Source organism: Archangium violaceum Cb vi76 (assembly GCF_000733295.1).
Taxonomy (GTDB): Bacteria; Myxococcota; Myxococcia; order Myxococcales; family Myxococcaceae; genus Archangium; species Archangium violaceum.
The window spans coordinates 1-25,803 of the sequence record NZ_JPMI01000218.1 but is presented as its reverse complement, the minus strand read 5'-3'; the positions used below and the strand labels follow the sequence as shown (position 1 = coordinate 25,803).

The window sequence follows — 25,803 nt, the reverse complement described above, 5'->3', positions numbered from 1 at the left end:
GTCACCCTCCAGCGTGGAACTGCCAGCGGAGCCCACCGGCAGCGTGCGGGAAGTGTGCATCAGCCCGGAGCTGCCCATCACCTTCCGCTTCGATTCGCCGCTGGTGCCGGGCTCGCTGGAGCTGCAAGACCGCGAGCGTTTCGAGGACGTGTCCACGGGCACGCGCAGCTTCAACATCCTCCCCCCCTCGGATCTCCAGCCCGGAGAGCGGTTCAAGGTGGTGGTGCGCTTCGCGGATGGGGCGGCCCCGACGAGCGCCGCCTTCATGCTGGTGGGCCACCCCGCGCTTGGGACACGACAGGTGGACGTGTTCCGCCTCAAGCGCACCGTGGAGGACTACCAGCGGGAGAACCAGGAGGAGCGCAAGAAGTCCCAGCGGCTCGGCCAGGAGTTGGAGCGGATGCGGCTGGAGAAGGGACCGGGCGGAATCACGGGGCTGATCGCCAGCGGGTTGATGGCGATGAAAGACCAGAGCGTGAAGGCCGAGGACATCACGAGAGGTCTCACCCAGCCCGCGAGCAACGCCCTAGGCACCGACACGGTCATCAGCTATCGCTCGACGACACGCGCGGCGAACGTGGTGCGAGTGGCCGTGGCCGTGAGGCTGAAGAACCCAGGCACGCAGCCCTGGACGGTCAGGGATGCGGCGCTCATGGGCAAGGGGCAGCAGGTAACACCAGTGACGATGCTCTGGCAGCCCTCGCCCATCCTGCCGGACACAGAGAAGCCGGAAGTGGTCGTGGTGGAGTGGGAGCTGACGGACCGGGAGGCCCGAGGCACCTTCACCTTGAAGCTGTGGGACGAGAGCGGGAAGCGCCTTGTCACCCTCGGCAACGTGACCTTCCCCTGACGCCTGGTGCTCCAGCGTGTGTCACACTCACTCGGAGCGCACCGAACCGGGGAAGGCCCACGCCGCTCAGCCGGGGTCCAGGTGAAGCGGCCCGGACATCCATCATTCATTCCGGAACCACTCCGCCGGGATGCCCAGCGCCGCGAGAATCCGCTCGGGCGAGCGCTCGCCCTTTATTTCGCTGACAACTGGCAGCCGCGGAAACTCAGCGGGCGGCTGGGCGAACTCTTCGACGCCCTCACCCCCTCGCCTTACGGTAACATAAAACTCGTCCAGGTCTGGCGAGGCAATCACCGCATATGCGGTCGCATGAGGAAACCGTTCCGACACAGTGATGTCGGCGTACCCGATGTCGCCAGTTCCACTGGCAATGAGGAGCCCTCGTGGCGTGTCCTCGAGGCGATAGCGTCCTGAAGTGAATGACTCGCCAGCATCCTCCTCCAACACCCGAATCGCCTCCTGTGCCAGGACTCCTTCCACCACTGCAACCTTCCGCAAGGGCCTTCTCGCTGCTCGGCTAGACGCTTTCTCGCTTCCTGGCAGCGGACAACCGAGAGATTTCGCCAAGCCGTCTGGGCTCACCTCCAAGACCTCTAGCGTACCGTTTCGCCACGACGTGACAGCCCATGGGTCGTTGGCGCGTTCAATCGCGTACACGGGCTCAGCGACTTCGAGTGACAAATCCTTGGCGATTTGGAACTCGGCGCCCACATCGCCGGGATCCGTACCCACGATGGCATGGTAACGACCACTGCCTGGGATGATCTCGAAGGATGGTTCCTTCCCGTCCTCTTCGTCCTCCTCCAACATCAGCGCGGCACGGATACGGCGCTCAAGCCGCGCGGGCTCGCCAGGAGTCAGGACTGCCCAAAGAGGCCACCGGTTCATGGAGCGCCTCCAGACAAGTTCTCCGGCAGGCTCAGTGCCGCACGCAATTGCTTCGTCTTCTCCAATATTTGAGCTTCCTCCATCTCAATGACCTGTGTGCCCCGCGCATTTCTGCTTAGGAATTCTGCGAGCTTCTCCTTGGTCGGCCCACTTAGCTTGTCAGTGATAACGAGAAAGGGCTTCCCTCGAGGTGCCGTCCCCGCATCGGCGAGTTGTTCGAGCAGGTGCTGCAGTTGATCTGCTAGTGCAGCCTGCTGTTCGCTGACCGTTTGTGCTCCTTGCTTGGCATCCCACGCATTGAGCGCAATGCGCCACCTGTCTTTGTTCCAGCCCTTTACCTCTACCCCATGTTGAAGCTTCGACCCCGTTATCGCCGTAAGCACGTCGTCAATGACATGGCCCCCTTCCATTTTTTCCTGCCGCCCAGTCAGCCGGAAGCCCGGGAAGAGCCTCTGCGCATTGTCCTCGGTCAGCATCTCCGCCGCGATGCCGCGGAGTCGCTCACGCCCCCTACGCTGTAGCCTTGAATTCCACGGTTCCGCCGCCGCCTGCTGGAAATCTTTCCAAGGCGTCATCTTGTTCCTACCCATGAAGTTGAGGTGCTTCATGGCCAGCTTTGTCGAGCGAAGCCAGCCCAGGTCGATGCTGTCCTTGCAAGCCTTCCTCGCCAGCTCAACGACTGCCTCGGTTTCCAATTCCGGGTGACCGACGAGCCACTCTGCATCCTTCAGGAAGGCAAACGGGTCCTTCAGGCTCGGTGCTCCTGAGCGCCTCAGCAATTGCGCCAGCGCCGGCTTCACGTTGCTGCGCGCCGAGGAGCGCAGCGACTCCACGGCGGCGAGGTACGCCTGGGCCTTGTTGGCTGGCAGCGCCGCCGCGCGCCGCGCCACCGCACCGTAGGCGAGCGCCAGCTCCTGGCTCTCCGCCGCCAGCAGCTTCAACGCTTCCAGCGTCTTCTCGGCCTCCTCGGCCGCGAGCCCCGCGCCGCGAATGCCCCCGAGGGCCCGCGCAGCGGCCAGCTCCCCCCGGATGGCGAAGAAGGCCTGCTTGAAGGCCTCGGCGCCGCCAGGAAGGGAAAACCGCAGTCCGTCCGGTGTCGCAACGGCTTTGCCCTCGGCGAGCATCCGCTCCAGCGTTTTCACCAGGGCCTGGACGGACTCCACCGACTCACGCAGTCCGGACGAGGCCCGGGCGCCAGCCGCGCTCGACGCCAACCTGCGCCGGTGTACCAGCTCGCGCCCTATGCCCGACGTGGCGAGCTTGTAGATGTCCCTGCCGGCCAGCGCCACCATGGCCAGGTCATGCACCGCGAGAAAGTCCCGTCCCTCGGGCGTCCGCGACAGCTCGTCCCTGTACGTGTCCACCACCGCCAGCGTCGCCACCAGCGAGATACGGCCCACGAACAAGCGCGCCGCCGCTCCGCGCGTTACCACCACGGTGCCGCCTCGAGCGGCCGTGGCTGGCACTCCTGACAACAGCGGCGCCCGCGCCAGCGCCGACACGGCGCCGTACAACATCTGCATCTCGCTGATGCGGCTGATCGCCGACCAGATGAGCGACGTGTCCGGCGTGGAGGCGAGCAGGGCCAGCTCCATCGCCGTCATCAGGTGCGTGCGAGGCCGTGGCCCGGCTACTTTCACCCGCACCCAGTCCAGCGGGTGCAGGGCCCGGCTGCGCGGCAGCTCGTCCACGGAGGGGAAGTAGCGCGCCTTGAATTCCTGCTGCACCGGCTGGAAGTACAGGGCCATGCGCCTGGCGGGCCCCACCGCTTCTCCGGGCAGCGCGGGTTCGGCTCCAAGGTGCACCCCCTGCCGCGCCTCCCAGGCCTCCGGTGCCACCAACACCGTGGACACCCGCCCATGGGGCACGTTGAGCAGGTATGTCTTCTCGCCCTCACGCCCCAGGTGGAAGGTGGGCAGGGACTCGAGGACGTCCAGCGTCAGGGGAAACGAGGCGAGCGCCTTCTGGGTGAAGGCCTGTCCCAGCAACACCTTGCTGTCCAGCGCGTTGCTGCCCAGCAGCGTCTCCAGCGCTCCGCTCGAAGTGAGCTTGCGCTCCAGAGGGGGGAACTCCAGGTCGGGTGTGGACAGCAGCACCCGCGTCAGCAGGTGCACCGCGTCCTCCCTCAGGTCGGAGGTGAGCGCGGGGCCCCCGAGGAGGGTGTTGAAGACGGCGAGTCGCTCGTCCGGAGTGAGAAGGGAAAGTACGTCATGGTCCAGGGCGAGCAGAGGCTGGGGCTCTCGCGGTGTCGCCGTGGCCAGGGCTGTCTGGAGAAGCTCCCGCCGCGGGGACGCCAGCTCCCCCGTACCGGAGAGCCCCGGCCGCCAGTCTCCCGGGCGGATGAGGAGCGTCCCCGGGTAGTACCAGTAGGCATTGCCCTCGGGGTCGTCGAGCGGCTGGGGTGCTCCGGGGGTGGTGTTGAATTCGGCGCTGTAGCCGCGCCAGCGTCCGTCCTTCCCGGGGATGATGACGCGCGGTGTGCTTCGGGGAGCGTTGCGCACCCGCAGCTCCGCCCGCTCCAGGGACGCCTCCTCGGTGAGCAGCAGTTGGGTACGGACCTGCACGCTGGAGCCGTCGGGAAAATAGAAGCGGCCCACCACACTGCCCGGAGCGAGGACGGGCGAGCCATCCGTGACGATGTAGCGCGTCTTGAAGCGCTTGGAGCGCAGGGCGACGGCCTTGCGCAGGGGCTCGGCGGCGTCGCCGAGGGAGGACCCGTCCTCGTCCCGCCAGGGGCCGAGCACCTGGAGGTAGCGGTCGAAGTAGCTCTGCCCGGCCCCGTCCAGAATGTTGGAGCGTTGAGCCCAGCGCAGGCCGCGTTCCACCAGCGCGGCGGCTCCAGGTCCATTGACATCCTCCTCCAATCGCGCATCCAGGGCGCGGCGCATGGGGGCGAGCAACTCCGGCACGAGCGCTGGCGGGTGGCGCACGCGCACGCAGACCTGGAGGCCTTCAGCGGCGCTGGAGGGAGGTGCGCGGGGCTCGATGTCGAAAGCACCCGCCGCCGCGGCATCCCCGAAGAGTCGTGAGGCAATCTCCTCCCGCGAGGCGTACCCAGGCACCCAGAGCAGCTCGGGCCGCTCCGGGTCCACCCGCACGGGGAAGGAAGCCTCCGGGGCCGAGAGGAAGGTGAGCGCGCTGTCCTCCCCGTCCTCGGGCGTGTCCTCCCGCTCCGATTCAGCCTGCTCGTCCTCCAGCCACTCGGGTGGGATGTCCTCCATGGGCGGAAGGCGCCAGGTGCGCTCCAGGGCGGGCGCGTCCCGGTAGTCCCAGCCCCACTCATAGGTGAGGGTGAGCAGGGTACCAGCGCCCATCCCCTCCGGGACATCTACTTCCACCTCCTCCCGGCCTGGCTCGCGGCTCACCACCCGGGGCAGCGCCGCTGGCGGGTGGGCCGTGCTCGGGTCCACCCGCAGCCGCTTGTCCTCCCCCCAATTCAAATCGCCCGCGGCGATGATGTCATCGCCTGCCTTCACCACGAGGCGGCCGGGGTCCACCACCCGAAGGGCGAGCGAGCCCTCCTTCCACTCTTCCGGACGGGGGCTGGCGGCTCTGGCTCGCGAATGCGCTTCGGCCGAGAGCGTCACCCTCACGCGTCCCAACTCCTCGCCGGCCGCGCTCATGCTGGCCACGAGGCAACTGGCGAGTAGGAGGGCCTGGAGCCCCCTGGCCCGCGGCTGACCGGAGGCACGCCGTGACGGCGCAAGCGCCAACAGGAATGTGCCGAGACCGGCCCCAGCAGGGCGCCTCCGGGCGACGCTCGCGAAGTCCTTCGCCATGCGGGGTGCCTCTTGAAGTGACAACCGCCGGGGACGATAGCCCGGGGTGCGCGCGTCGGCCCATCGTGATCACCAACCTCTGGCCGTGAGCATCTCCGGAGAGGGCCGTTCGAGCACGGACTCCAGGAGGGAGGACACCTGCCTCACGACCTCTGCTCCCGCTCCCACTTCTCGAGCCTCTCGACGATGGAGATGGGATGGATGGCGCGGTGGTGGAGGTTCTCGTGGAAGACCGCGAGGTGGTACTCCCCGCCAATCGAGATGAAGGCATGGCTCGGTGGCGCGAGCTGCTTCGCCAGCCAGTCCTCTGCCTCCTCATGAGAGACAAAGGAGGCCACGGTGGCGGGAGGCCCCTCCTCCATCAATAGCCGGATGAGCATCTCCACGGTGAACTGTGGCAGGAGCCCCCGGCGGTTCAGCTCGCGGAAATAATAGAACTGATAGTACTCACCGGCGACCAACACCTGTCCTTGAGCCGGCGGCTCGGGCTGCTGGTCGAGCCAGGCCTTCGCCTCCTCGCGCGTCCTGAACGAGGCGAAGACGTGCGGCGGGCGGGGGGCAAGCGCATCGCGGCGAAACGCCTCGAACGCCGTCTGCTGGCCAGTCGAGGCGATGAAGTGGAGTGCGTCGATGACGACCGACGCCAGCTCCTTCTCCTCCGGCAGGTGGAGCTCTCCTCGGATCCGGACCATGAGCCCCGCCGCTTCACCCAGGAGCGTCCCGATGGAAGTCTTTCCCTCGGAGGGCGGAAGAGAGGCGCCGGGGCTCCGGCGATAGTCCTCGAAGCGGTAGTCCTGCCCCAACTCGGAGATGAACAACAAGGCATCCCTGGCCACCAGGAGCAGCTCGCTCTCCTCGGGAGAGGTCTGCTCCGTCCGGTACCTTCCGATGATCCGTGGCGCCTCGAAGCTGATGATTTCCCCTATCGTCATTGTGGCACCTCGGCGAAGAGCAGGACGGGAGCGAGCAGCATGATGCCTCCAGCGCAGACGGCAACATGGAAAGCCACTCCCGCGATGACGACAACGGCTCCGAGCGCGAGCTCATCCTGGTGGCGCTTGAGCCAATCGACCGCGGTGTCGATGGCTTCGAATTTAACAGGCTCACGGCCCGCCTCTCTCTGGCAGTTGGCGAGCTGTTTCATGCAAGCGCTCACGCAGTAACTCTTCTTCCCGGTCCGCCACGGACCGTACTGCTGGGAATCGTAGATGTATTTGTCGACCTGATGGATTCGCGTGCTGGCCTGGCATTCCGGAACGCAAATTTCATACTGGCGTTCGCATTCCGCCGCATTGAGTGACACCCGGACGATACGGCCCTCGTCGGCCGGGACGCTCGCCAGACTCCGGGACTCCATCAGGTCGAAGTCCTTGGCGGGTTTCCAGGTGTGGGTCGCCTGCCCATCTGCCGTCTTCTCGATGACGAGCACATACCTGGACAGGTCCCGCGGCCCGGATGGGCCCGCGACCATCGGCCCGGTGGCGCTACAGGAGCCAAGGAGAAGCCCCAAGCTCAACGCCATGAGCTTCCGCACCATCGCTTTGATGTTCATGAAGAAGTACTAGCTGAAAGCCCCGCCCACGGCGATCTCGAAACTTCCAGCACTCCGGGCGCCCGGACAGAGGCGCCGACTTTCCGGGCGCGAGGGGGCAATCAGCCGTCACTCGTAGTCGACTACGAGTGAAGCCCATGTTGTCCCACATATTTTGTATTCTACACTCGTAGTCGACTACGAGTGACGAGCGCCGCGGACCTTCCACCCGCTTCGTTGAGTTCCCACAAGCCACGGTCCGCTCGGCCAGCGAATCACTCGAAGCCGACAACAAGAGGTCCCCGGGCTCGAAGCGTTCAGCTCCTTCCCGGCATCGGAAAGCGCGGGTGCGCCCTGCCCTGATCGCGCGTCCTCGCCGGTGAAGACTGAAAACAAGCCTCCCCCGGAGCGGTAACTTCGACAGGCGCTCCGTCTCCCTCGGGTGGAAGTTTCCTTCCCTGTCACGGCCTCGTGACGCCCTTGTGCCGGTGGCTTTCGCACGCCGAGGCCCAGCGGCTGTCGGCCCCCGGACAACCTCCTGCCGGGCACTCCGGTTGCAAGCCACCCTCCCGGACCGGGCGGGGAGGAGTGCATGGGCGAGCGGCGAGGGTTCGGGAAGGAAAGGCGAGGGCTTCTCGCCTCGGTCCTCCTTTTGGGCGTGCCAGCGTTGGCCGCGGAGCCCGCACCAGAGGCGGAGGCGTGGCAGCCCGAGGTGGACGCGGCCCAGCCCGAGGCGATCGCGGCGGCCCAGCCCGAGCCCGAGGAGGTGGCCGCGCTGACCCCCGAGCTGGACACGCCCACGCCCGCGCAGGTGGAGGTCCCCAAGCCGGAGAAGAAGAAGGAGCCGAAGCCGAAGCTGGAGGAGCCGCTCTCGGAGGGCGGTGAGGGCACCGCGGCCAACCGCGAGGGGAAGGGAGGACTGCGGGTCGTTCCCTTCGGGCGCGTCTTCGCCCGGGTGAGCGCGGATGAGCGCGAGAAGTACGCCCGCTCGCTGTCCATTGAATCGGCGCGCGTGGGCCTGGCCGCGTCGCTGCCTCATGTGGAAGCGGAGGTGACGGCGGACCTGTCGTCCAAATCGCTGCTCAAGGACGCCTTCGTGCGGGTGGCCGATGAGCAGAAGCGGCTGCGCCTCTACGGCGGCCAGTTCAAGGCGCCCTTCCTGGCGCGCGAGCTCGAGTCCGCCTGGCGGCTGCCGGTCATCCACCGCGGGCTGGTGGCGGACTACCTGGAGGACACGCACAACCTGGGCGGCCGGCGGCTGGGGCTCATGGGCGAGGTGAGCCTCAAGGAGGCGTGGAAGCTGAAGGTGTCCGGAGGCGTCTTCCAGGGCACCAAGGACGACGACACGGGCATCCGCGCCAGCGAGGACGCCGCGCTGCGGGCCACCGTGCGTCCCATCAAGATGCTCACCCTCGGGGCGAGCACCTACTTCGCGCAGGCCTTCGAGGGCGCGCGCACCTACGCGCTGGCCGCGGACGCGGCGCTGAAGCTGGGAGGGCTGCAGGTAACGGGCGAGTACGTCAACGGGCACCTGCCCACGGGGCCCTTCGCCGCGCAGATGGGGCTGGCCAGCTATACGGTGCCGCTGCTCCTGGAGGGCCTCGCGGTGCAGCCGGTGGCGGGCGCCGAGATGATGCAGTTGCTCGGCCCGCTGAAGGCCCGTGGCTACGCCTTCGTGGGCGGCATCAACGTCCTCTACTCCGAGCACTTCAAGGCCCAGCTGCAGGCCGAGCACGCGCTGCGTCCCGGCGATCTGGCGGCGGGCTTCGAGTACTCGCTGCAGCTCGCCACCCGCTTCTAGGAACGGAGAGAGACCATGCTCCAGTTCGCGGAAGGAGAAGTCACCAGGCTGCGCCGGGAGTTCAAGCTGGTGCTGGGCAGGGACGGGGCGCTCGCGCTGTGCGCGCGGCTGTCCGCGTCACTGGGCGGATGCCTGTCGCCCCCCACGAGCATCACCTCCGTCTACTTCGACAAGCCGGGCTACCCGCTGGCGCGGCGCTCGCTGGACACACCGCGGGACTGCCTCAAGGTGCGTACCAAGGAGTACTCGCCGGACGTGGGCGCCGGGGGCGTGCAGCGCGTGGTGCTGGAGGTGAAGCGCGAGCGCAACGGCCTCACCCAGAAGCGCCGGGTGTGGGTGCCACGCACGCAGCTGCGCAACGTGCTGGGGGGCGGCGTGCGGCTGCTGCCGCTCATCGCCGGGGGAAGCCTCATGCCGGTGCTGGCGGTGACGTACCGGCGGCATGTGTACCAGTGCTCGCGGGCGTGGCGGGTGACGGTGGACCGGGACATCGGCTTCCACGGGATTACGCCGGAGCTGGCGCTCTCCGAGACGACGCTGAGCGCGGAGCGGCTGGGTGAGCCGCTGGCGATGGACGAGCGGGTGGTGGTGGAGGTGAAGCACCTGGGGGAGGCGCTGCCCGAGTGGCTGGCGGCGCTCAACCCCGGGAGGAAGCCGGCGTACAGCAAGTTCGCCGAGGGGATGGCGAGGGTCCACGACTTCGTCGCGGACGGGATTCTGGGGGGCTGAGCAACCGTGTTCATCGACTTCGAAGGCATCGACGGCAGCGGCAAGACGACCCTGTCCAACCTCCTGGCCGAGCGCCTGAGGCGGCTGGGCTACCGGGTGGCGCACGCGCGCGAGGGAGGAGAGCTGCGCTCGCCCATCGCCCGGCGCATCCGCGAGCTCACCCGCGACTCGAAGCTGCTGGAGATGTCGCCGCGCACCGAGTTCTTCCTCAACCTCGCCCGCGACGCGCAGCAGCTCGAGGAGGTCATCGCCCCCGCGCTCGCCCGGGGCGAGGTGTGCATCAGCGATCGCTACCTGTACTCGCAGCTGGCGCTGAGCGGCGGCGGGCGCGGGCTGCCCGGGTCCGCGCTCGAGCCGGCGTGCGAGCTGGCCTCGCAGGGGCTGTGGCCGGACCTGGTCATCCTGGTGGACGTGGAGCCGGAGCTGGCCCGGCTGCGCAAGCGGCTCGGGAAGAGCAAGGGCGAGCGGGCGCCGGACTCGGACAGCCGCAAGGGACTGGCTGGCGCGGGCCTGGCGGTACGGATGCGGGAGGCCTTCCTCACCCTGGCGCGGAAGGATCCCTCGCGCTGGCTCGTCATCGAGAACAATGATCAACCGCTGCACGTGCTGGAGCAGCGCCTGGTGGAGGCGGTGGTGGCGCGGCTGGAGGGCCGCGAACTGCCGGCGCAGCGGATGACGCCGCCGAGCCCCACACCGGTGCAGGTGCCGTCAACGGTGGACGAGGTGGAGGAGCACTTCTTCCGCGTGCTGGACGGGCTGGAGGTGCGCGAGCCGCAGTTGGCGGTGTGGCTGCTGGGCGGCATTCCCGGCTTCCCCGCGCACCAGCGGCGGCTGGGGTTCGTGGAGCGATTCCCGGGGCTGACGGTGCGCAGCCTCACGGGACTGGACGACGAGCCGGCCCGGGCCCTGCGCGAGCTGCTGGCGGAGGTGGTGCCCCAGGACGTGGCCATGAGCCTCGGCATCAACCCGTCCCCCCAGGCCATGGCCCTGCGCGAGCGCCTCTATGGCCACGCGCCAGCGGACGTGCTCGCCGGCCTCAAGCACAATGGCTCACCCGAGGCATGGGCCCTGCGCGAGCACGCCCTGCGCGAGGGGCGATTGAGCGAGGTGCTCCGCGGGCTGGCCGGGGTGGACGACGAGCCGGCCTGGGCGGCGCGGGAGCAGGGCGTGCGCCAGGGGCTGTACGCGGACGTGGCGCGCAGCCTCACCGGCCTGGACTCGGCCCGGGCGGACGCCCTGCGCGAGAGCCTGCTCGGCCATGACCGGCTGGCGGTGTTGCGCAGTGTGAATGGACTGGACACGCCCTTCGCCCGGCGACTTCGCGTGGCGCTGGAGGACAAGGCCCTGAAGCTGGTGCTGCGCTCGCTCTCCGGGCTGTCCAACGACGAGGCCTTCGCCCTGCGCGAGCGCGGCGCTCCGTTGACGAAGGAGGCGCTCGACTCGCTGGACGGAATGGATGATCCGCGGGCCTGGAGGCTGCGCGAGGCCTTCGTGTCGCGCTGGCCGGCCACGGTGGTGTCCTCGATGGAGGGACTGCCCCTGACGGAGCGGGCCGAGGCCCTCATGCTGCGCGCACTGGAGCTGACCGCCGGCCGCCTGCCGGTGCTGCGCAACGCCTACCGCCTCGTGGCCGCCTCGCACCTGGCCGCGCTCCCCTCGGAGCGCACCTCGCAATGGATGGCCGGGGACGAAGCCTCGCGGCCGGCGCTCTGAACGGAAAGGATGGGCCATGGACGGGCTGTTCTCGGGACTCTTCCATCAAGATTCGGTGTCCAGCGTGTCCCATCCCGGGGCGGGGGAGATGTTGCCCCGCCTGATGGCGGCGGTGCTCATCGGCACGGTGCTCGCGCTGCGGCCGTGGCGCCTGGTGACACGCAGGCCGCTGCCCAAGGCGGAGATGATGCAGGCGCAGGTGCTGCTGTGCACCGCGGCCGCCGTCATCACCGCCGTCATCGGCGACAGCACGGCCAAGGCCTTCGGGCTGGTGGGCCTGGGCAGCTTCGTGCGCTTCCGCTCGGGGCTGAAGGATCCGCGTGACGCGGCCATCCTCTTCCTGATGATCGGCCTGGGCATGGCGTGCGGACACGGCAGCCTGGAGCTGGCCGGAGTGGGCACCGCGTTCGTCGCCGCGCTGCTGCTGGTGCTGGACTTCTTCGAGAAGAAGGAGCCCGTGACCACGAAACAGCGGGTGCTGGTGTCGGCCCAGGCGGATGACCTGGCGGGCGCGGAGGCGTGGCTGAGGCAGCGGCTCGGCGAGCGGAACGTGCTGGTGCGCAGCTGCGCGCTGGACTTCGACGGACGGAGGCTGGAGCTCGAGGTGGAGGAGAAGGAGCCGGGGATGATCGCGACGGTGCTGAGCCGCTCGGCGGGAGGCCCGCTCCGGGGACTGAGGTGGTCGGAGATGCCCTCGAACAAGGGCGCCTGGGAGGAGCGGGGATGAGGCGTTGGGGATGGGCCGCACTGATGGCGGCGCTGTGTTGGACGGGGTGCGGTGAGGGCGGGAGCCTGCCCACGGGAGGCCAGGGGCCATCCACGAACCAGGATGGGACGGTGGACCTGCCGGACATTCCTCCTGGCACGGGGGAGACACCCTCGGACCCCGAGCAACCGGCCCCGTTCACGAGCCTCTGGCCACTCACGGTGGGCTCCACGTGGACGTACCGCATCACGGATCCGGTGAAGGGCACCTTCGAGAAGCGGGTGGAGGTGCTGGGCGAGCAGGCGGTGCCGGAGACGAGCATGAGGGCCATCGCGGTGCGCAGCACGCAGCCACACCTGGAGGAGCTGTCCTGGCAGCTCGAGGTGAACGGGGTGGTGGTGCGCCTGCGCGAGGAGGACCGCAAGGGAACAACGCTCGCGCGAGTGACGACCTGGAGTCCCGCGACGGTGAAGTCCATCGCGACGGAGCGGCCGGTGGGTTGGCGCTACGACTCGGACATCCGTGAGCTGACGCGCCTGGGGGATGGCTCGACGGAGGACAAGGACAAGACATACATCTGGCGCGTGGAGGCGGTGAACGAGACCGTCGTCACGCCCGCGGGCACCTTCACGAATGTCCTCCGCGTCAAGCGCGAGCGCGGGGACAAGGAGAATCAGGAGCGCACGTACTGGCTGGCTCCCGGCATCGGCAAGGTGAAGGAGGACGGCGAGCGGCTGGAGGAGCTCGTCTCCTACGATGTGAAGAAGCCCTGAGGAATGAGAACAGTCGTGGGCGGAAGATGAAGGGGGCTGTTTCCCCTTCGACATCCTCCGCCCATTTTGGGCCTGCCCTGGTTTTGTGGGGCAGGCTCATCCTGCGGCGAGGCGCTGCACCTCGCTGGCGAGCGCGTTTCGCAGGTCGTTGCGCGCTCGCTGGGCGCTCTCGAGGAAACCTCCCGGCCATGCCGTGTGATGCGGGTCGGTGTTGCCGGTGCGGAGGTAGCGCTCAACCAATCGAATACACGGACTCATCTTCCCCTCACTCGTTCAAGAACCACTCCGCAGGGATGCCCAGCGCCGAGAGAATCCGCTCGGGCGTACTCTCTCCCTTGATTTCGCTGACCTCGGGTACGCACGGATCCGGACGGAGCGGTCGCGTGAACCGTTCAATGCCGTCTCCTCCTCGCAATACGGTTACGGAGAACATGTCAAGGCGCGGCGAAGCAGTCACCCCATACACCTTGACATGAGGAAGCCGTTCCGACGCGGTAATGTCAGCGAAGCTTATACCCCCTGTTGTTCCAGCGAGAAGGGCTCCTCGCGGAGTGTCCTCGAGGTGGAACCGCCCCTGACGTAGTGGTTCTCCATAATCTTTCTCTAGCGCGCGTCGCGCCTCCTCTGCCTGAACACCTTCAATCAGCGCGACTGTCCGTAGCGGCTTCCTTGCGGTTCGGCTCGAGGTCTTCGTGCTACCTGGTAGTGGGCAGCCGAGCGACTTCGCCAGAGCTTCTGGGTTTGCTTCCTCGACTTCTAGCGCACCGTTGCGCCAAGACGTGACGGCCCACGGCTCCTTGGCACGTTCAACCGAGTACACGGGCTCATCGAGTTCGAGTGATAGAGCCTTGGCGATTCGCAACTCCGCACCCAAGTCGAGGGGATCCGTGCCCACGATGGCATGGTAGCGACCACTGCCCCTGATGAGCTCGAAGGATGGTTCCTTCCCGTCCTCTTTGTCCTCCTCAAAGCTCAGCGCGGCTCGGGCCCGGCTCTCCATCTGGGCGGGCTCGACTGGAGCCAGGACCGCCCACAGAGGCCAGCGATTCATGGCGCACCTCCGGACAAGCCCTCTGGCAACATGAGAGCCGCGCGCAACTTTTTCGTCATCTCCAGAATCTGCACCTCTTCTATGTGTATGAGCACCGCCTCTGGTGCGTTCGCATCAAGAAATCTGAGCAGCTTGATCTTGGTCGGCCTGCTCAGTTTGTCTGTAATGACGAGGAACGGTGACCCTCGAGGAGCCGTTACCGCATCCGCGAGCTGGTCGAGCAGGCGTCGTAGCTGCGTTACCAGTGCATCCTGCTTGCTGTCGAGCTTGGCGCCGCCCTCCCTGGCTATCCAAGCGTCGAGTGCCTTGCGCCACCTTGCTTCGTTCCAGCCCTTTACCTCCACCCCATGTTGAAGCCGCGAGCCATCCATTGCCGTAAGCACGTTGTCGATCACGTGCCCCTCTTTCATTTTCACCTGCCGTCCTGTCAGCCGGAATCCCGGGAAGAGTTTCTGTGCATTGCGCTCTGTCAGCAGTTCCGCCGCGATGCCACGGAGTCGCTCGCGCATCCGCCGTTGCAGTTTCAGATCCCCCGGATTGGCCGCTGCTTTTTGGAGGTCTTTCCACGGCATCATGCTGTCCTTGGCCATGGTGTTGAGGTCCTCCATCGTCAGCCCCGACAAGCGCAGCCAGCGCAAGTCGACGCTGTCCCTGCAGGCCTTTCTTGCCAGCTCAGCCACGGCCTCGGCTTCCAGTTCTGGGTGACGGACGAGCCACTCGGCGTCCTTGATGAAGGCGCGCGGGTCCGCCACGCTCGATGCCCCGGAGCGCCTTAGCAACTGCGCCAGCGCAGGACTCGCCGAACCGCGAGCGGAGGCGCGAAGCGATTCCACCGCAGCGAGGTACTCCCGCGCCTTGTCCGCCGGGAGTGCCGCCGCGCGCCTTGCCACGGCGCTGTAGGCGCTCGCCATCTCCTGGCTCTCTGTCGCCAGCGACTTGAGCGCCGCCAGCGTCTTCTCGGCTTCCTCCGCCGCGAGCCCCGCGCCGCGAATGCCGCCGAGGGCCCGTGCAGCGGCAATTTCCCCCCGTATGGCGAAGAAAGCCTGCTTGAAGGCCTCGGCCCCACCAGGAAGGGAAAACCGCAGTCCGTCCGGTGTCGCAACGGCCTTGCCTTCGGCGAGCATCCGCTCCAACGTCTTGGCCAGGGCCTGTATGGACTCGACGGACTCGCGCAGTCCCGCCGAGGCCCGTGCGCCAGACTGACTCAGCAGCAGCCCGCCCCGGTACGCCATCTCGCGCCATATGCCCGAGCTGACGAGCTTGGAAATGTCGCGCGCGGCCAGTGCGAGCAGTGCCAGGTCATGCACCGCGAGGAAGTACCGTCCCTCCGCCGTCCGCGACAGCTCCGCGCGCCAGGTGTCTACCACTGCCAGAGTCGTCAGCAGGGCCATGCGGCCTACGAACTGACGTACCGCCGCCCTCTGCGCCGCCGCGAGGGCGCCACCTTCCACGGCGGTGGCCGGCACACCTGGGAGCAGCGGTGCCTTCGCCAATGCAGACACGGCGTGGTAGAACATGTGCATCTCGATGATGCGGCTCACCGCCTCCCAGATAAGCGCTTCATCCGGCAGGGAGGCGTGCAGGGCCAGCTCCATGGCCGTCATGAGCTGGGTGCGTGGCTCGGGCCCGTGGACTTCCACGCGCACCCACTCCAGCGGGTGAAAGGCGCGGCTACGGGTGCCTGGTTCCGTCGAAGAGCCATAACGGGCCTGGAAATTGTGCTTCACCGGCTCGAAGTACAGGGCCATGCGCTGGGAGGCCCCTGCTGCCTCCTGGGGTAGCGCGGGCTCTGCTTCCAGGCTCACTCCCTTCTTCACGTCCCACGTCTCCGCTGCCACCGGCTTCGTGGGCACCAGCCCGGAGGACACGTTCACCAGGTATGCCGCCCCGCCTTCGTGCCCCAGTTCGAAGGAGGGCAGGTCGTCGAGCGAGCCGAGCAGCAGTGGAAGCGAGGCCAGCGCTTTCTGGGTGAAGGCCTGCCCCAGCAGCACTTTTTGCGGCGCGTTGCTGCCAAGCAGCTTTTCCAGCGCTTCGCCCGAAGTGAGCCTGCGCTCCAGGGAGGGAAACTCCTCGGCGGGCATGGATAGCACCACCCGCCCGAGCAACTGGGCAGCGTCCTCCTCGAGGTCGTCGGATGTGAGCGCTGAGCTCTCGAGGACGGTGTCGAAGATGCCCATGCGCTCTTCCGGTGTGAGGAGGGAGAGCACGTCGTAGTCCAGGCCGAGGGAGCCGTTCGGGAAGTAGAAGCGCCCCACCACGTCTCCAGGTGAGAGGACGGGTGAGCCATCCGTGACGGTGTAGCTCGTCTTCCAGCGCTGAGAGCGCAGGGCGATGGCCTTCTGCAGGGGCTCGGAGGCCTCTCCGAGGAAGTGCCAGTCCTGGGCGAGCGTGTCCCCCAGCAGCCCGCGTGGCTTCGCGTCCCGCCAGGGCGCCAGCGTCTGGAGGTAGCTGTCGAAGTAGCTCTGGCCGGAGCCGTCTGGAATCTCCGAGCGCTGAGACCAGCGCAGGCCGCGCTCCACGAGCGCTTCGGCCCCGGGCTTGTCAAGGGACTCCGCCGAGAGCCAGGCGCGGCTCCACGTGTCATCCGTTTTCAGTCGTTCGTCCAGGGCGCCGCGCACCTGCGCGAGGAACTCGGGCCGCAAAGCGGGTGGCTGGCGCACGCGAACACACTGGCGTGGCTCCCCTTCCACGTTGGGGGGCACCGTGCGGGGCTCGAAGTCGAAGGCGCCCACTGCGGACGCATCCCCGAAGAGTCGCGAGGCGAGCTCCTCCCGAGAGGCGTACGCGGGAACCCAGAGCAACTCCGGACGCTCTGGGTCCACCTGGACGGGGAGCGAGGCCTGCCGTGGCGAGAGGAAGGCTAGCGCGCTATCTCCCTCGTCCTCCGGCGTGCCCTCCTGCTCTGTCTCAACCAGTTCGTCCTCGAGCCACTCGGGTGGAAACTCCGCCATGGGTGGGAGGCGCCAGGTGCGCTCCAGGGCAGGCGTGTCCTGATGGCCCCAATCATAGGTGAGGGTGAGCACCCCTCCAGCGCCCACTCCCTCCGGGACGTCCACCTCCACCTCTTCCCGACCCGGCTCGGGACTCACCAGCCGGGGCAGCGGCGCGGGCGGATAGCCCCCGCGTGGCTCCACCCGCAGCCGCGTGCCCTCGCCCCAGAGGAGCTCGCCGGCAGCGATGACCTCATCACCCGCCTCCACCACGAGGGTGCCCGGGTCCATCACCCGGAGGGAGAGCACGGCCCCCTTCCAGTCTTCCACGCGGGGGCCAGGGGCTTTGGCTCGCGCATGAGCTTTGAACGAGAGCGTTACCCGCTCCCGTCTCAGCTCTTCGCCGGCCACGCTGGTGCTGGCGACGAGGCAGCTTGCGAGCACGAGGGCCTGTAGGCCCCTGACCCAAGGGGACAGGCCCATATTCCCTCCCCCTCCCGCCTTCGACTCCTGTGGGGTGAGGGCCGAAACCTCCCGCCCCGTGCCAGTACGTGCCTGCCGCGACGCCGGTGCTCTGGGGCTCGATTCGACCGCGTGCATGCACGCACGCGCCGGAAGGAAAGCCGCCAGTGCTGAGGGCGGCCGTGCGCACGAGGTGGACGCATCACCACGGCGAGTGGACATACCGCACCTCCGCACCTGTAGGAGATGGAAAGGGACACGTGCTGCGTGAGCCCAGGCCCGGACCGCTCAGGGCACGCACGTGTTGCGGCGTCGCCGTGGCCGACGGCTGCTGGCTGGAGGTGCGCCGCGACAAGGCCCTCGCCCGGCCGGTGGTGCTCGTGCCTGGGAGCGCCAGCGCCACGAGGAATGTGCCGGGGCTGTCGCCATCAGGGCGCTCCGCGGCGACGAGTGCGTAGTCCTTCGCCATGCGGGCTGCCCCTTGAAGCGACAACCGCCCAAGAAGATTACCCGGGCGACTGATTACTCAGAAAGGCGGGTGGGACACCTTCCGTGAGGAGTGCTGTCCTGTCAACTCCGTCGGACTGAGCGGGTAGTTGGGTGGTGCGGTGGGACTGCGCTCCCAGCTCTCCTCACCCGGAACACCGTACGGGAGATGGAGAGCGAGCGGGCCGTCATCACCCTGGGCCGCTGGCCGGGAGCCGGTGACACGGAACAGGGCGACACTCTGCCCGCCTACCGGGAACTCGCGCGTGTGCTGGGGCAGTGGCTCTACCAGAACACAGCTCCCCGCACCTCCGAGGAGACATGCCGCTGGGAGCGGCGCTTCCTCGACTGACACGGGCAAGGCCTGACGACCCCTCGCCCGCTCGCCGTGGGACAGGCGGGCGGGCCTCGAAAATTGGATGGATGTCCAAAGGTGGACGGTTGCACTCCCGGTCCGAATGGCTCGGACAGGAGACACCATGCACCGACTGTATTCCCTGGCGTTCGGCGCGGTGGCCGCGGCGCTCACCTTCACCGCGAGCAGCGCCAGCGCCGCGAGCCTGACCCGTCAGCCCTACCTCCAGCGCGTGGGCCCGGACACCGCCACCATCGCCTTCCGGCTCGATGGCAACTGTGTCCCCGCCGTGCGCTACGGCACCCAAGGCTCCACCCACCAATCCGCCCAGTCCGCGGACGCCGGCCGCAACCACGCCATCGTCCTCTCCGGCCTCCAGCCCGGCACCGAGTACACCTATCTCGTCGAGGCCTGTGGTGCGCGCACCAACCCCGTGCGCTTCTCCACCGCTCCCGTCCCCGGCACCCGCAGCGTCCACTTCACCGCCGTGGGCGACTTCGGGATGAACAACGCCGATCAGCGCTCCGTGGCCAATGCCATGCTCGCCCGCGAGCCGGAGCTCTTCCTGATGCTCGGCGACAACGCCTACGATTCGGGCACCGAGGCCGAGTTCCAGAACAACCTCTTCGGCCCCATGGCCCCGCTGCTCGCGCAGGTGCCCTCCGTCGCCGTTCCCGGCAACCACGAGTACGTCACCAACCGCGCCCAGCCCTACTTCGACAACCTCTACCTGCCCACCAGCTCCACCGGCGGCGAGCACTACTACTCCTTCGACTGGGGCCACGTGCACTTCGTCGGGCTGGACGCCAACTGCGCCATGGGCATGGCCTCGCAGGACCGCTGCTCGCTGGCCTCGCAGCGCAAGTGGCTGGAGCAGGATCTCTCCGCCAGCGACGCGCCCTGGAAGGTCGTCTTCCTCCACTACCCGCCCTGGAGCAGCGGCGAGCACGGCTCCCAGCCCCTCATCCGCCGCGAGTTCACCCCCCTCTTCGAGAAGTACGGCGTGGACCTCGTCCTCACCGGGCACGACCACCACTACGAGCGCAGCCAACCCATGAAGGGCAACGCCGTGGGGCCCTCGAGCGAGCGCAACCCCACCTACCTCGTGGTGGGCGGCGGCGGCGCGTCCCTGCGCCCCTTCGAGACCAGCAAGCCCTCGTGGACCGTGGTGCGCAATGACCAGGACCACGGCTACCTCGACGTGAAGGTGGAGGAGGGCACCCTCTCCGCCCAGGTGCTGACGCCCTCGGGCAAGCTGATCGACAGCTTCACCCTCACCAAGGACCTCCCTCCCGCCCCCCAGGAGGAGCCCCCCGTGACGGCCGACCCCGGGTCGCCCCCGACCGTCGAGCAGCCAGGCCCCACACAGCCCGAGACCCCCGCGCCGGGGACCGTCACCGGAAACCCCGGACTGCCCGGCGGCCCGGAGGACGAGGAGGACGTGGACGGCCTGGGCCCCAACGCCCCGGGCTGCTCGACGGGCCCGGCGATGGCGCTGCTCCCCGCGGGCGCGCTGGTGCTCGCCGGGGTCCTGCGCCGCCGTCGCCGCCGCTAGCTGGCAGGCCGGGAGAGGGGGCGGAGGCGCCCTGGAAACGAAACGGAGCGCCTCCACCCTTGTCATTGAGCGCCCGGGATGCGATTCGCTCGCCTGCCGATAGAGCAGGCCCACCTCCCGGGCCCCCCGGAGCTTTTCATGAAGAAGAACCCTCGACCGCCCGCCCGGGCGCCCAAGTCCCGCCGTGAGCCGCCCTCCTCCGAGTCCGAGGCGTCGCGCATGGCCCGCCCGCTGCGAGAGGACCTCGTCCTCCAGGCCAGCCTCGAGGCCTACGGCTTCATCCGCCACGAGGGCCGCCTCGCCGACCGGGCCCTGGACTTCACCCTCCGCCACAAGCGCAACCTCTACTCCAACGAGCGCCGCGCCGTGGCCGAGCGGGTGTACGCCCTGCTGCGCCGCCAGCTCACGGTGGACTTCCTCCTCGAGCGCGCCCACCGCGGCTTCCCGCGCCTCGACAAGACGCGTCAGGACGTGCTGCGTCTGGCCGCTTCGCGCATCCTCCACGGCGAGCCCATCGACGCGGTGGCCCGCACCTCGGTGCTGACGGGCACGGACGCCGACGCGCTCGCCGCCCTCCCCGAGGCCGCCCGGGCGCTGGAGGCCCTCCCCCGCGACAAGCGCTTCCCCATCGCCGCCTCGCTGCCGGACTTCCTCGCCGCGCACTTCCGCGCCGTCTTCGGCGACGACGCCGAGCGCGCCGCCGAGGCCATGAACGAGCGCGCCCCCCTCGCCGCCCGCGTCAACGGCTTCAAGGGCTCCCGCGAGCAGCTGCGCACGCTCCTGGAGCAGCAGGACGTGCAGTCCTCCCCCACTCCGCTGTCGCCGCTCGGCCTCATCCTGGACACGCGCACCAACGCCTTCTCGCTGGACGCCTTCCGCGACGGCTGGTTCGAGCTGCAGGACGAGGGCAGCCAGTTGCTCGGCATGTTGGTGGACGCGCCGCCCACGAAGGTGGTGGACGCGTGCGCGGGTGCTGGCGGCAAGACGCTTCAGCTCGCCGTGCAGATGAAGAACCGGGGCGATCTGCACGCGCTGGACATAGAGGCGTGGCGGATTGAAGAGCTGCGCAAGCGCGCCCGCCGGGCAGGGGTGCACAACGTGCGCACCCTGGTCATCCCCCCCGAGGGCTCCGAGGCCGACGAGGCCATCGCCCCCCTCGAGGGCAAGGCGGACCGGGTGCTGGTGGACGCGCCGTGCAGTGGCACGGGCACCTTCCGCCGCAAGCCGGACGCGCGCTACCGCCTCACGCCCGAGATGCTCGCGGACCATGTGGCGCGGCAGAAGCGGCTGCTGGAGCGCTTCTCCCAGATGGTGAAGCCGGGAGGCCGGCTCATCTACGGCACGTGCAGCGTGCTGCGCGAGGAGAACGAGCAGGTGGTGGAGGACTTCCTCGCCAGGCATCCGGACTACTCGGTACGTCCGGTGGCCGAGGAACTCGGACCGGAGCTGGGCGCCAAGGTGGGCCCGGGGCCCTTCCTGCGGCTCGCCCCGCACCTGCACGGCACGGATGGATTCTTCGGAGCCATCCTCGTGCGCGCGAAGTAGCCTGTGTGCCGGGGGCGGACCCGGTCCGTCCCCTGGCGATGCTGTCCCCCTCTCGCCCCCTGGAGGGCTCGGAATGCCGGAAGCGGTCCACTATCGCGTCTCGATGCTCCGCCCGCACTCGCACCTCTTCGAGGTCGAGGCCACCTTCCCCGCGGGCCCGGACGTGCTCGATGCCCTGCTTCCGGTGTGGACGCCCGGCAGCTACCTCGTGCGCGAGTTCGCCCGGCACGTGCAGGACCTGAGCGCCATGGGCCCGGGAGGCGAGCCCCTCGCGGTGCGGCGCGTGGACAAGCGCGCCTGGCGCGTCCAGGCGAAGGGGCGCGCGGTGACGCTGCGCTACCGCGTCTACGCCAACGAGCTCACCGTGCGCACCAGCCACCTGGATGGCAGCCACGGCTACTTCAACGGCGCCACCCTCTTCCTCTACACCGAGGCCACGCGCGGCCAGGAGCACCTCGTCACCGTGGATGCGCCCGCGGGTTGGAGGGCCTTCGCGGCGCTGGAGCGCCGGGGCGAGTCCTTCGTCGCGAAGGACTACGACGAGCTGGTGGACAGCCCCTTCGAGGTGGGGCCCCACACGCCGCACACCTTCACCGCCGCGGGCGTGCTGCACGAGGTGGTGGTCTGGGGCGACTCGGTTCCGGACGCGAGCCGGCTGTGCTCGGACCTGCAGCGCATCGTCGAGGCGCAGGCGAGGATGTATGGCGGCCTGCCGATGCGGCGCTACCTCTTCCTCGTCTACCTCACGGACAAGGGCCGCGGAGGGCTGGAGCACAAGGCGTCCACGGCGCTCCTCTTCCCGCGCGTGGGGCTGCAGAACGCGCGGGGCTGGGAGGACTTCCTCACGCTGGCCGCCCACGAGTACTTCCACCTGTGGAACATCAAGCGGGTGAAGCCGAAGGCGCTCGTGCCCTTCGACTACTCGCAGGAGAACTACACCTCGCTGCTGTGGGCCTTCGAGGGGGGCACGTCCTACTACGACAACCTCTTCGTGCTGCGCGCGGGGCTGATGAGCGACAACCGCTACCTCACGCGCCTGGGCGAGACGCTCTCCACGCTGCACGCCACGCCGGGCCGCAAGACGCAGACGCTGGCCGAGGCCTCGCTGGTGAGCTGGGTGAAGCACTACCGCCCGGACGAGCACTCGCCCAACAGCGCCATCTCCTACTACCTCAAGGGCGAGGTGGTCGCCGCGCTGCTGGACCTGGAGCTGCGCCGCGCCACGGACGACGCGCGGAGCCTGGATGACCTGATGCGCCTGCTGTGGCAGCGCTACGGCGACGAGTCCGGAGTGCCCGAGGACGGCGTGGAGGCGGCGGCCTCGGAGGTGGCGGGCAAGGACCTCGGCGCCTTCTTCGACAGAGCGCTGCGCGGCACGGAGGAGCTGGACTACTCCGTCTTCTGGCACGTGGGCCTGGAGGTGCGCTTCCGTCCGCGCGAGTCCCCGGGTGACAAGGGCGGCACGCCCCCTCCGCGGGTGAAGGGCGAGCCCAAACCGAAGGGCTGGCTGGGCGTCACCACCAAGGGGAGCGCCACCATCGCCACGGTGCTGGACGGCTCGCCCGCGCAGGAGGCGGGGCTGTACGTGGATGACGAGCTCGTGGCGCTCGACGGCTGGCGGGTGGATGCGGCGGGGCTGCTGTCGCGCACCGAGGACAAGTCCCCGGGGGACACGGTGCGCCTCACGGTGTTCCGCCGGGACAGGCTGGTGGAGGTGCCGGTGATGCTGGGCCAGAAGCCCGCGGACGCGGTGTGGCTGGCCCGGGTGGACAAGCCCACCGACGCGCAGAAGGCCGCCTATCAGGCCTGGCTCGGCGCCCCCTGGGAGGAGCCCGGGTAGACCGAGCACACGACAGCAGCGCCCACCTCAAGGCCAGCTTGCTGCCCATGGGTCGCTCGGAATGGGCGGCTCACAACTCCACTTGCGTAGCGGTGATTGCTCGCCATCTCCCTCGCACTGCGCTCATCGCTCAGGGTGCATACCTTGAGATGAGAGGATCTCCGCGGACGAGCAGCCTGGCAACCGATTGCACTCCTGGAACAACCCCAGACTCCTTCCGCGCTCGGAAACAGCACCCTTCTCTTGCTCGGTGCCCGGTGAGGAGGAGAAATGTCAGGGCAACAATTCGTGGGCCGGGAGAAAGAACTCTCCACTCTTGAAGGGGTACTGGCCAAAGCACTCCATGAGCATGCCCAACTCCTCTTCGTGACGGGAGAGGCAGGCTCGGGCAAGACGGCACTGATGCAGGAATTCGCCAGACGTGCCCAGGACGCCGATCCGGACCTGGTGGTCGCCCTGGGAGGCTGCAATGCCCAGTTGGGCCTGGGTGATCCCTACCTCCCCTTCAGGGAAATCCTCGCGCTACTCACAGGAGACATCGAGACCCAACGGAAGCGCGGATTCCTCACACCGCAGAATGTGTCTCGATTACACCGAATCCTCCTCCGTGTCGCCAAGCTCCTCGTGGAGGTTGCTCCCGAGTTGGCGAGCAACTTCCTGCCCGAGGCCGCGCTCACCGCAATGATCGGCAAAGCCGTCATCACCAAGGCTGGCTGGCTTGAGGATCTGGAGCGACTAGCCCGCCGCAAGAGGGAGCAGGCTCTCGTTTTCGAAGGCAACCCGGACCAAGCATTCGTCTTCGACCAATACACCCGGATGCTCAAGATGCTGGCGGAACAGGCTCCGCTGCTGTTGATTATCGAGGATCTCCACTGGTCGGACGCTGCCTCGCTCGCCCTGCTGTTCCACCTCGTCCGGCGGCTAGACTCCGATCGCATTCTGCTCGTGGGCACGTACCGTGCGGACGCGCTCGCCACAGACCAGAATGGCAAGCACCACCCTTTAGAGACCCTTCTCAACGAACTGAAGCGCCATCACGGCAGGGCTACAGTGGATCTGGACCTGACCCCAACCCGTGAAAAATGGCTCTTCACGAATGCGCTGTTGGATCGCGAGGCCAATCTCCTGGATGGAGAGTTCCGCCAGAAGTTGTTCGAACACACAGGCGGCCAGCCTCTCTTCACCCTGGAGATCCTCCAGGCCTTGAATGAACGGGGGATGATCCAAAGGGATGAACAGGGACGCTGGATAGCGAAGGGCGTTCTGGACTGGGGAGTGCTACCCGTGCGCGTGGAGGGAGTGATCGCGGAGCGAATCGCTCGACTTGAGGAGGCACCGCTGGCAATGCTGCGTGTGGCCAGCGTACAAGGGGTGCAGTTCACCGCTCAGGTCATCGCACAGGTGGAGCGGCAGAGCGAGCGACAGATCTTCCAGGAACTCCAACGGCTAGCGGTGCGGCACCGGCTGATTGAAGAACTGGGAGAAATCCGCGTCGGAAGCAACATCCTCTCGCGCTATCAATTCATTCACGTCCTCTTCCAGCAATACTTCATGGATACCCTGGGAAAGGCCGAGCGGCGATTGCTCCATGGCGAGGTCGCCCAAGCGCTGGAGTCGCTGTACGGGAGCCGAACGGGGGAGATTGCCCTGCCGCTCGCGCGGCATTTCCATCAGGCGGGGATCCCAGAAAAGGCCGTCCCCTACCTGATTCAGGCGGCCAACAAGGCCATCATCCTGTCCGCCAATGAAGAAGCCATCACGCACCTGACCTTGGGTCTGGAACTCCTGGAGCAACTGCCGGAGGGTGCTGACCGCACGCGGATGGAGATCGGGCTCCAGATGCTCCTGGGGATCGCCCGCGTCTACACCCTTGGCTTCGCCGCTCCGGAAGTCGAACATGCGTACGGGCGCGCCCTCGCTTTGTGCCAGGAAATACCCGACACGCCCGAAGTCATACCAGTGCTGGTGGGGCTGTACGGCTTCTACCTGCTGCGGGGCCGGATCTACACCACGGCAGAGATCGCCGATCAGGTCCAGCTCCGTCGGCTTGCCAGCCAATCGCATGCGCCTCTCATCCAGCTCCTGGAGCATTGGATGTCGGGAGTGGGCCATTTCTGGCAGGGACAGCTCGCCTCCGCATGCCAGCAATTGGATCAAGTCCTCGCTATCTATCCATCACTCCCGCCCATCCAGAACAGCCTCTATCTGACGGACCCGGGAATCGCCACCCACTGCCACGAAGCATGGGCGTTCTGGCTGCTCGGCCATATGGACCAGGGGCTGGAGCGGATCCACCAAACGCTGCTCCTCGCTCGGAAGCTGAACCATGATTGGACCCTGACGTACGCCCTCTCCTTCTGCTGTGCCATTCTCGGGTGCCGAAGGGAGGGAGCCCCCATGCTGGAGAAGGCACGAGAAGCCAGGACCCTCGCGAGCAAACAGGGTTTCACCTTCTGGGCTCCGATCAGCCAGATCTACGAGGGGTGGGCACTGGCCCTGCTCGGTCGGTACCAGGAAGGGCTGACCACGATGCGGGCCGCTGTGGCCGACTACCAAGCCACTGGAGCATGGCTGGTCCAGACCGTGTTCCTCGGCGCACTCTCTGAGGTCTGCGCGAGGGCCGGAAAGCCACACGAGGGACTGCAGCACGTGGAAGCAGCGCTGGCCGCCGCGAGTACAACCGGAGAGCGCGTCTATGAGGCGGAGCTGCTCAGGCTGAAGGGAGAGATCCTCTGGATGCTGGCGGGCCCGGAGAATCAGGTGGAGGAGTCCTTCCAGCAGGCGCTGTGGGTCGCTCGGCAACAACGGG

General features: G+C 67.9%; 18 protein-coding genes. 11 read left to right on the top strand and 7 right to left on the bottom strand.

Features of this window, described 5'->3' with window-relative positions:
* Positions 1-850: DUF2381 family protein (locus tag Q664_RS28805; RefSeq protein ID WP_043402942.1), on the top strand; the 850-nt coding region annotated here is incomplete at its 5' end.
* A gap of 102 nt (positions 851-952) precedes the next feature.
* On the opposite strand, the gene Q664_RS28800 is transcribed toward Q664_RS28805, so the two are convergent.
* The 4 genes from Q664_RS28800 to Q664_RS61280 form a co-directional block, all read right to left on the bottom strand.
* A complete protein-coding gene (locus tag Q664_RS28800) occupies positions 953-1,738 on the bottom strand; it encodes a hypothetical protein (protein ID WP_043402931.1) in 786 nt (261 codons plus the stop codon).
* Positions 1,735-5,361: a hypothetical protein gene (locus Q664_RS28795; RefSeq protein WP_152622397.1), complete on the bottom strand. Its 3,627-nt coding sequence runs from the start codon at positions 5,359-5,361 to the stop codon at positions 1,735-1,737. The genes Q664_RS28800 and Q664_RS28795 overlap by 4 nt, the downstream gene beginning before the upstream one ends.
* A 299-nt stretch (positions 5,362-5,660) precedes the next feature.
* Complete coding sequence (locus Q664_RS28790) at positions 5,661-6,449, bottom strand: hypothetical protein (protein ID WP_052518799.1); 789 nt, start codon at positions 6,447-6,449, stop codon at positions 5,661-5,663.
* Entirely contained in the window at positions 6,446-7,069 is a 624-nt protein-coding gene (locus Q664_RS61280; RefSeq protein WP_235216917.1) for a hypothetical protein, read from the bottom strand. Before Q664_RS61280 ends, Q664_RS28790 begins: the two co-directional genes overlap by 4 nt.
* A gap of 637 nt (positions 7,070-7,706) precedes the next feature.
* On the opposite strand from Q664_RS61280, the gene Q664_RS28780 reads away from it, so the two are divergent.
* From Q664_RS28780 to Q664_RS28760, 5 genes are read left to right on the top strand one after another with little or no spacing between them, the layout of a single operon-like run.
* On the top strand, positions 7,707-8,849 hold the full coding sequence (locus Q664_RS28780; RefSeq protein ID WP_235216916.1) for a porin family protein: 1,143 nt from the start codon (positions 7,707-7,709) through the stop codon (positions 8,847-8,849).
* A 15-nt stretch (positions 8,850-8,864) separates the two neighbouring features.
* Positions 8,865-9,578 (top strand): VTC domain-containing protein, encoded by a 714-nt coding sequence (locus tag Q664_RS28775; protein WP_043402922.1) that lies wholly within the window; start codon positions 8,865-8,867, stop codon positions 9,576-9,578.
* A gap of 6 nt (positions 9,579-9,584) precedes the next feature.
* A complete protein-coding gene (gene tmk, locus Q664_RS28770; protein ID WP_052518798.1) occupies positions 9,585-11,291 on the top strand; it encodes a dTMP kinase in 1,707 nt (568 codons plus the stop codon).
* A 16-nt stretch (positions 11,292-11,307) separates the two neighbouring features.
* Positions 11,308-12,018, top strand: coding sequence for a DUF4956 domain-containing protein (locus Q664_RS28765; RefSeq protein WP_043402919.1), 711 nt, complete (start codon positions 11,308-11,310; stop codon positions 12,016-12,018).
* Entirely contained in the window at positions 12,015-12,770 is a 756-nt protein-coding gene (locus tag Q664_RS28760) for a lipoprotein (protein ID WP_043402917.1), read from the top strand. Before Q664_RS28765 ends, Q664_RS28760 begins: the two co-directional genes overlap by 4 nt.
* A 265-nt stretch (positions 12,771-13,035) precedes the next feature.
* Here the strand turns inward: Q664_RS28760 and Q664_RS58140 are convergent, their stop codons facing one another.
* The 3 genes from Q664_RS58140 to Q664_RS58135 all read right to left on the bottom strand — a co-directional run bounded on the left by Q664_RS58140 (position 13,036) and on the right by Q664_RS58135 (position 17,682).
* Positions 13,036-13,821 (bottom strand): hypothetical protein, encoded by a 786-nt coding sequence (locus Q664_RS58140; protein ID WP_152622396.1) that lies wholly within the window; start codon positions 13,819-13,821, stop codon positions 13,036-13,038.
* Entirely contained in the window at positions 13,818-16,553 is a 2,736-nt protein-coding gene (locus Q664_RS28755) for a hypothetical protein (RefSeq protein WP_152622395.1), read from the bottom strand. The genes Q664_RS58140 and Q664_RS28755 overlap by 4 nt, the downstream gene beginning before the upstream one ends.
* A gap of 862 nt (positions 16,554-17,415) precedes the next feature.
* Positions 17,416-17,682: a hypothetical protein gene (locus tag Q664_RS58135; RefSeq protein WP_152622394.1), complete on the bottom strand. Its 267-nt coding sequence runs from the start codon at positions 17,680-17,682 to the stop codon at positions 17,416-17,418.
* Between the two features lie 186 nt (positions 17,683-17,868).
* Between Q664_RS58135 and Q664_RS60180 the strand changes: the two genes are divergently transcribed.
* The 5 genes from Q664_RS60180 to Q664_RS28730 form a co-directional block, all read left to right on the top strand.
* Positions 17,869-18,051, top strand: a complete 183-nt coding sequence (locus Q664_RS60180; protein ID WP_052518797.1) for a type VI immunity family protein — start codon at positions 17,869-17,871, stop codon at positions 18,049-18,051.
* Positions 18,052-18,178: 127 nt separating this feature from the next.
* Entirely contained in the window at positions 18,179-19,609 is a 1,431-nt protein-coding gene (locus Q664_RS28745) for a purple acid phosphatase family protein (RefSeq protein WP_043402912.1), read from the top strand.
* Positions 19,610-19,747: 138 nt separating this feature from the next.
* A complete protein-coding gene (locus tag Q664_RS28740) occupies positions 19,748-21,154 on the top strand; it encodes an RsmB/NOP family class I SAM-dependent RNA methyltransferase (protein WP_152622393.1) in 1,407 nt (468 codons plus the stop codon).
* 73 nt (positions 21,155-21,227) lie between these two features.
* Positions 21,228-22,994, top strand: a complete 1,767-nt coding sequence (locus tag Q664_RS28735) for a M61 family metallopeptidase (RefSeq protein WP_043402910.1) — start codon at positions 21,228-21,230, stop codon at positions 22,992-22,994.
* Positions 22,995-23,264: 270 nt separating this feature from the next.
* The coding region (locus Q664_RS28730; RefSeq protein WP_043402907.1) for an ATP-binding protein at positions 23,265-25,803 on the top strand (2,539 nt) is incomplete at its 3' end.

Coding starts and splice junctions, on each gene's coding strand:
- Q664_RS60180 (WP_052518797.1), top strand. CDS start 17,869: ATGGAGAGCGAGCGGGCCGTCATCACCCTGGGCCGCTGGCCGGGAGCC.
- Q664_RS28765 (WP_043402919.1), top strand. CDS start 11,308: ATGGACGGGCTGTTCTCGGGACTCTTCCATCAAGATTCGGTGTCCAGC.
- Q664_RS28795 (WP_152622397.1), bottom strand. CDS start 5,361: ATGAGCGCGGCCGGCGAGGAGTTGGGACGCGTGAGGGTGACGCTCTCG.
- Q664_RS28760 (WP_043402917.1), top strand. CDS start 12,015: ATGAGGCGTTGGGGATGGGCCGCACTGATGGCGGCGCTGTGTTGGACG.
- Q664_RS61280 (WP_235216917.1), bottom strand. CDS start 7,069: ATGAACATCAAAGCGATGGTGCGGAAGCTCATGGCGTTGAGCTTGGGG.
- Q664_RS28775 (WP_043402922.1), top strand. CDS start 8,865: ATGCTCCAGTTCGCGGAAGGAGAAGTCACCAGGCTGCGCCGGGAGTTC.
- Q664_RS28790 (WP_052518799.1), bottom strand. CDS start 6,449: ATGACGATAGGGGAAATCATCAGCTTCGAGGCGCCACGGATCATCGGA.
- Q664_RS28735 (WP_043402910.1), top strand. CDS start 21,228: ATGCCGGAAGCGGTCCACTATCGCGTCTCGATGCTCCGCCCGCACTCG.
- Q664_RS58135 (WP_152622394.1), bottom strand. CDS start 17,682: ATGGCGAAGGACTACGCACTCGTCGCCGCGGAGCGCCCTGATGGCGAC.
- Q664_RS28740 (WP_152622393.1), top strand. CDS start 19,748: ATGAAGAAGAACCCTCGACCGCCCGCCCGGGCGCCCAAGTCCCGCCGT.
- Q664_RS28745 (WP_043402912.1), top strand. CDS start 18,179: ATGCACCGACTGTATTCCCTGGCGTTCGGCGCGGTGGCCGCGGCGCTC.
- Q664_RS28800 (WP_043402931.1), bottom strand. CDS start 1,738: ATGAACCGGTGGCCTCTTTGGGCAGTCCTGACTCCTGGCGAGCCCGCG.
- Q664_RS58140 (WP_152622396.1), bottom strand. CDS start 13,821: ATGAATCGCTGGCCTCTGTGGGCGGTCCTGGCTCCAGTCGAGCCCGCC.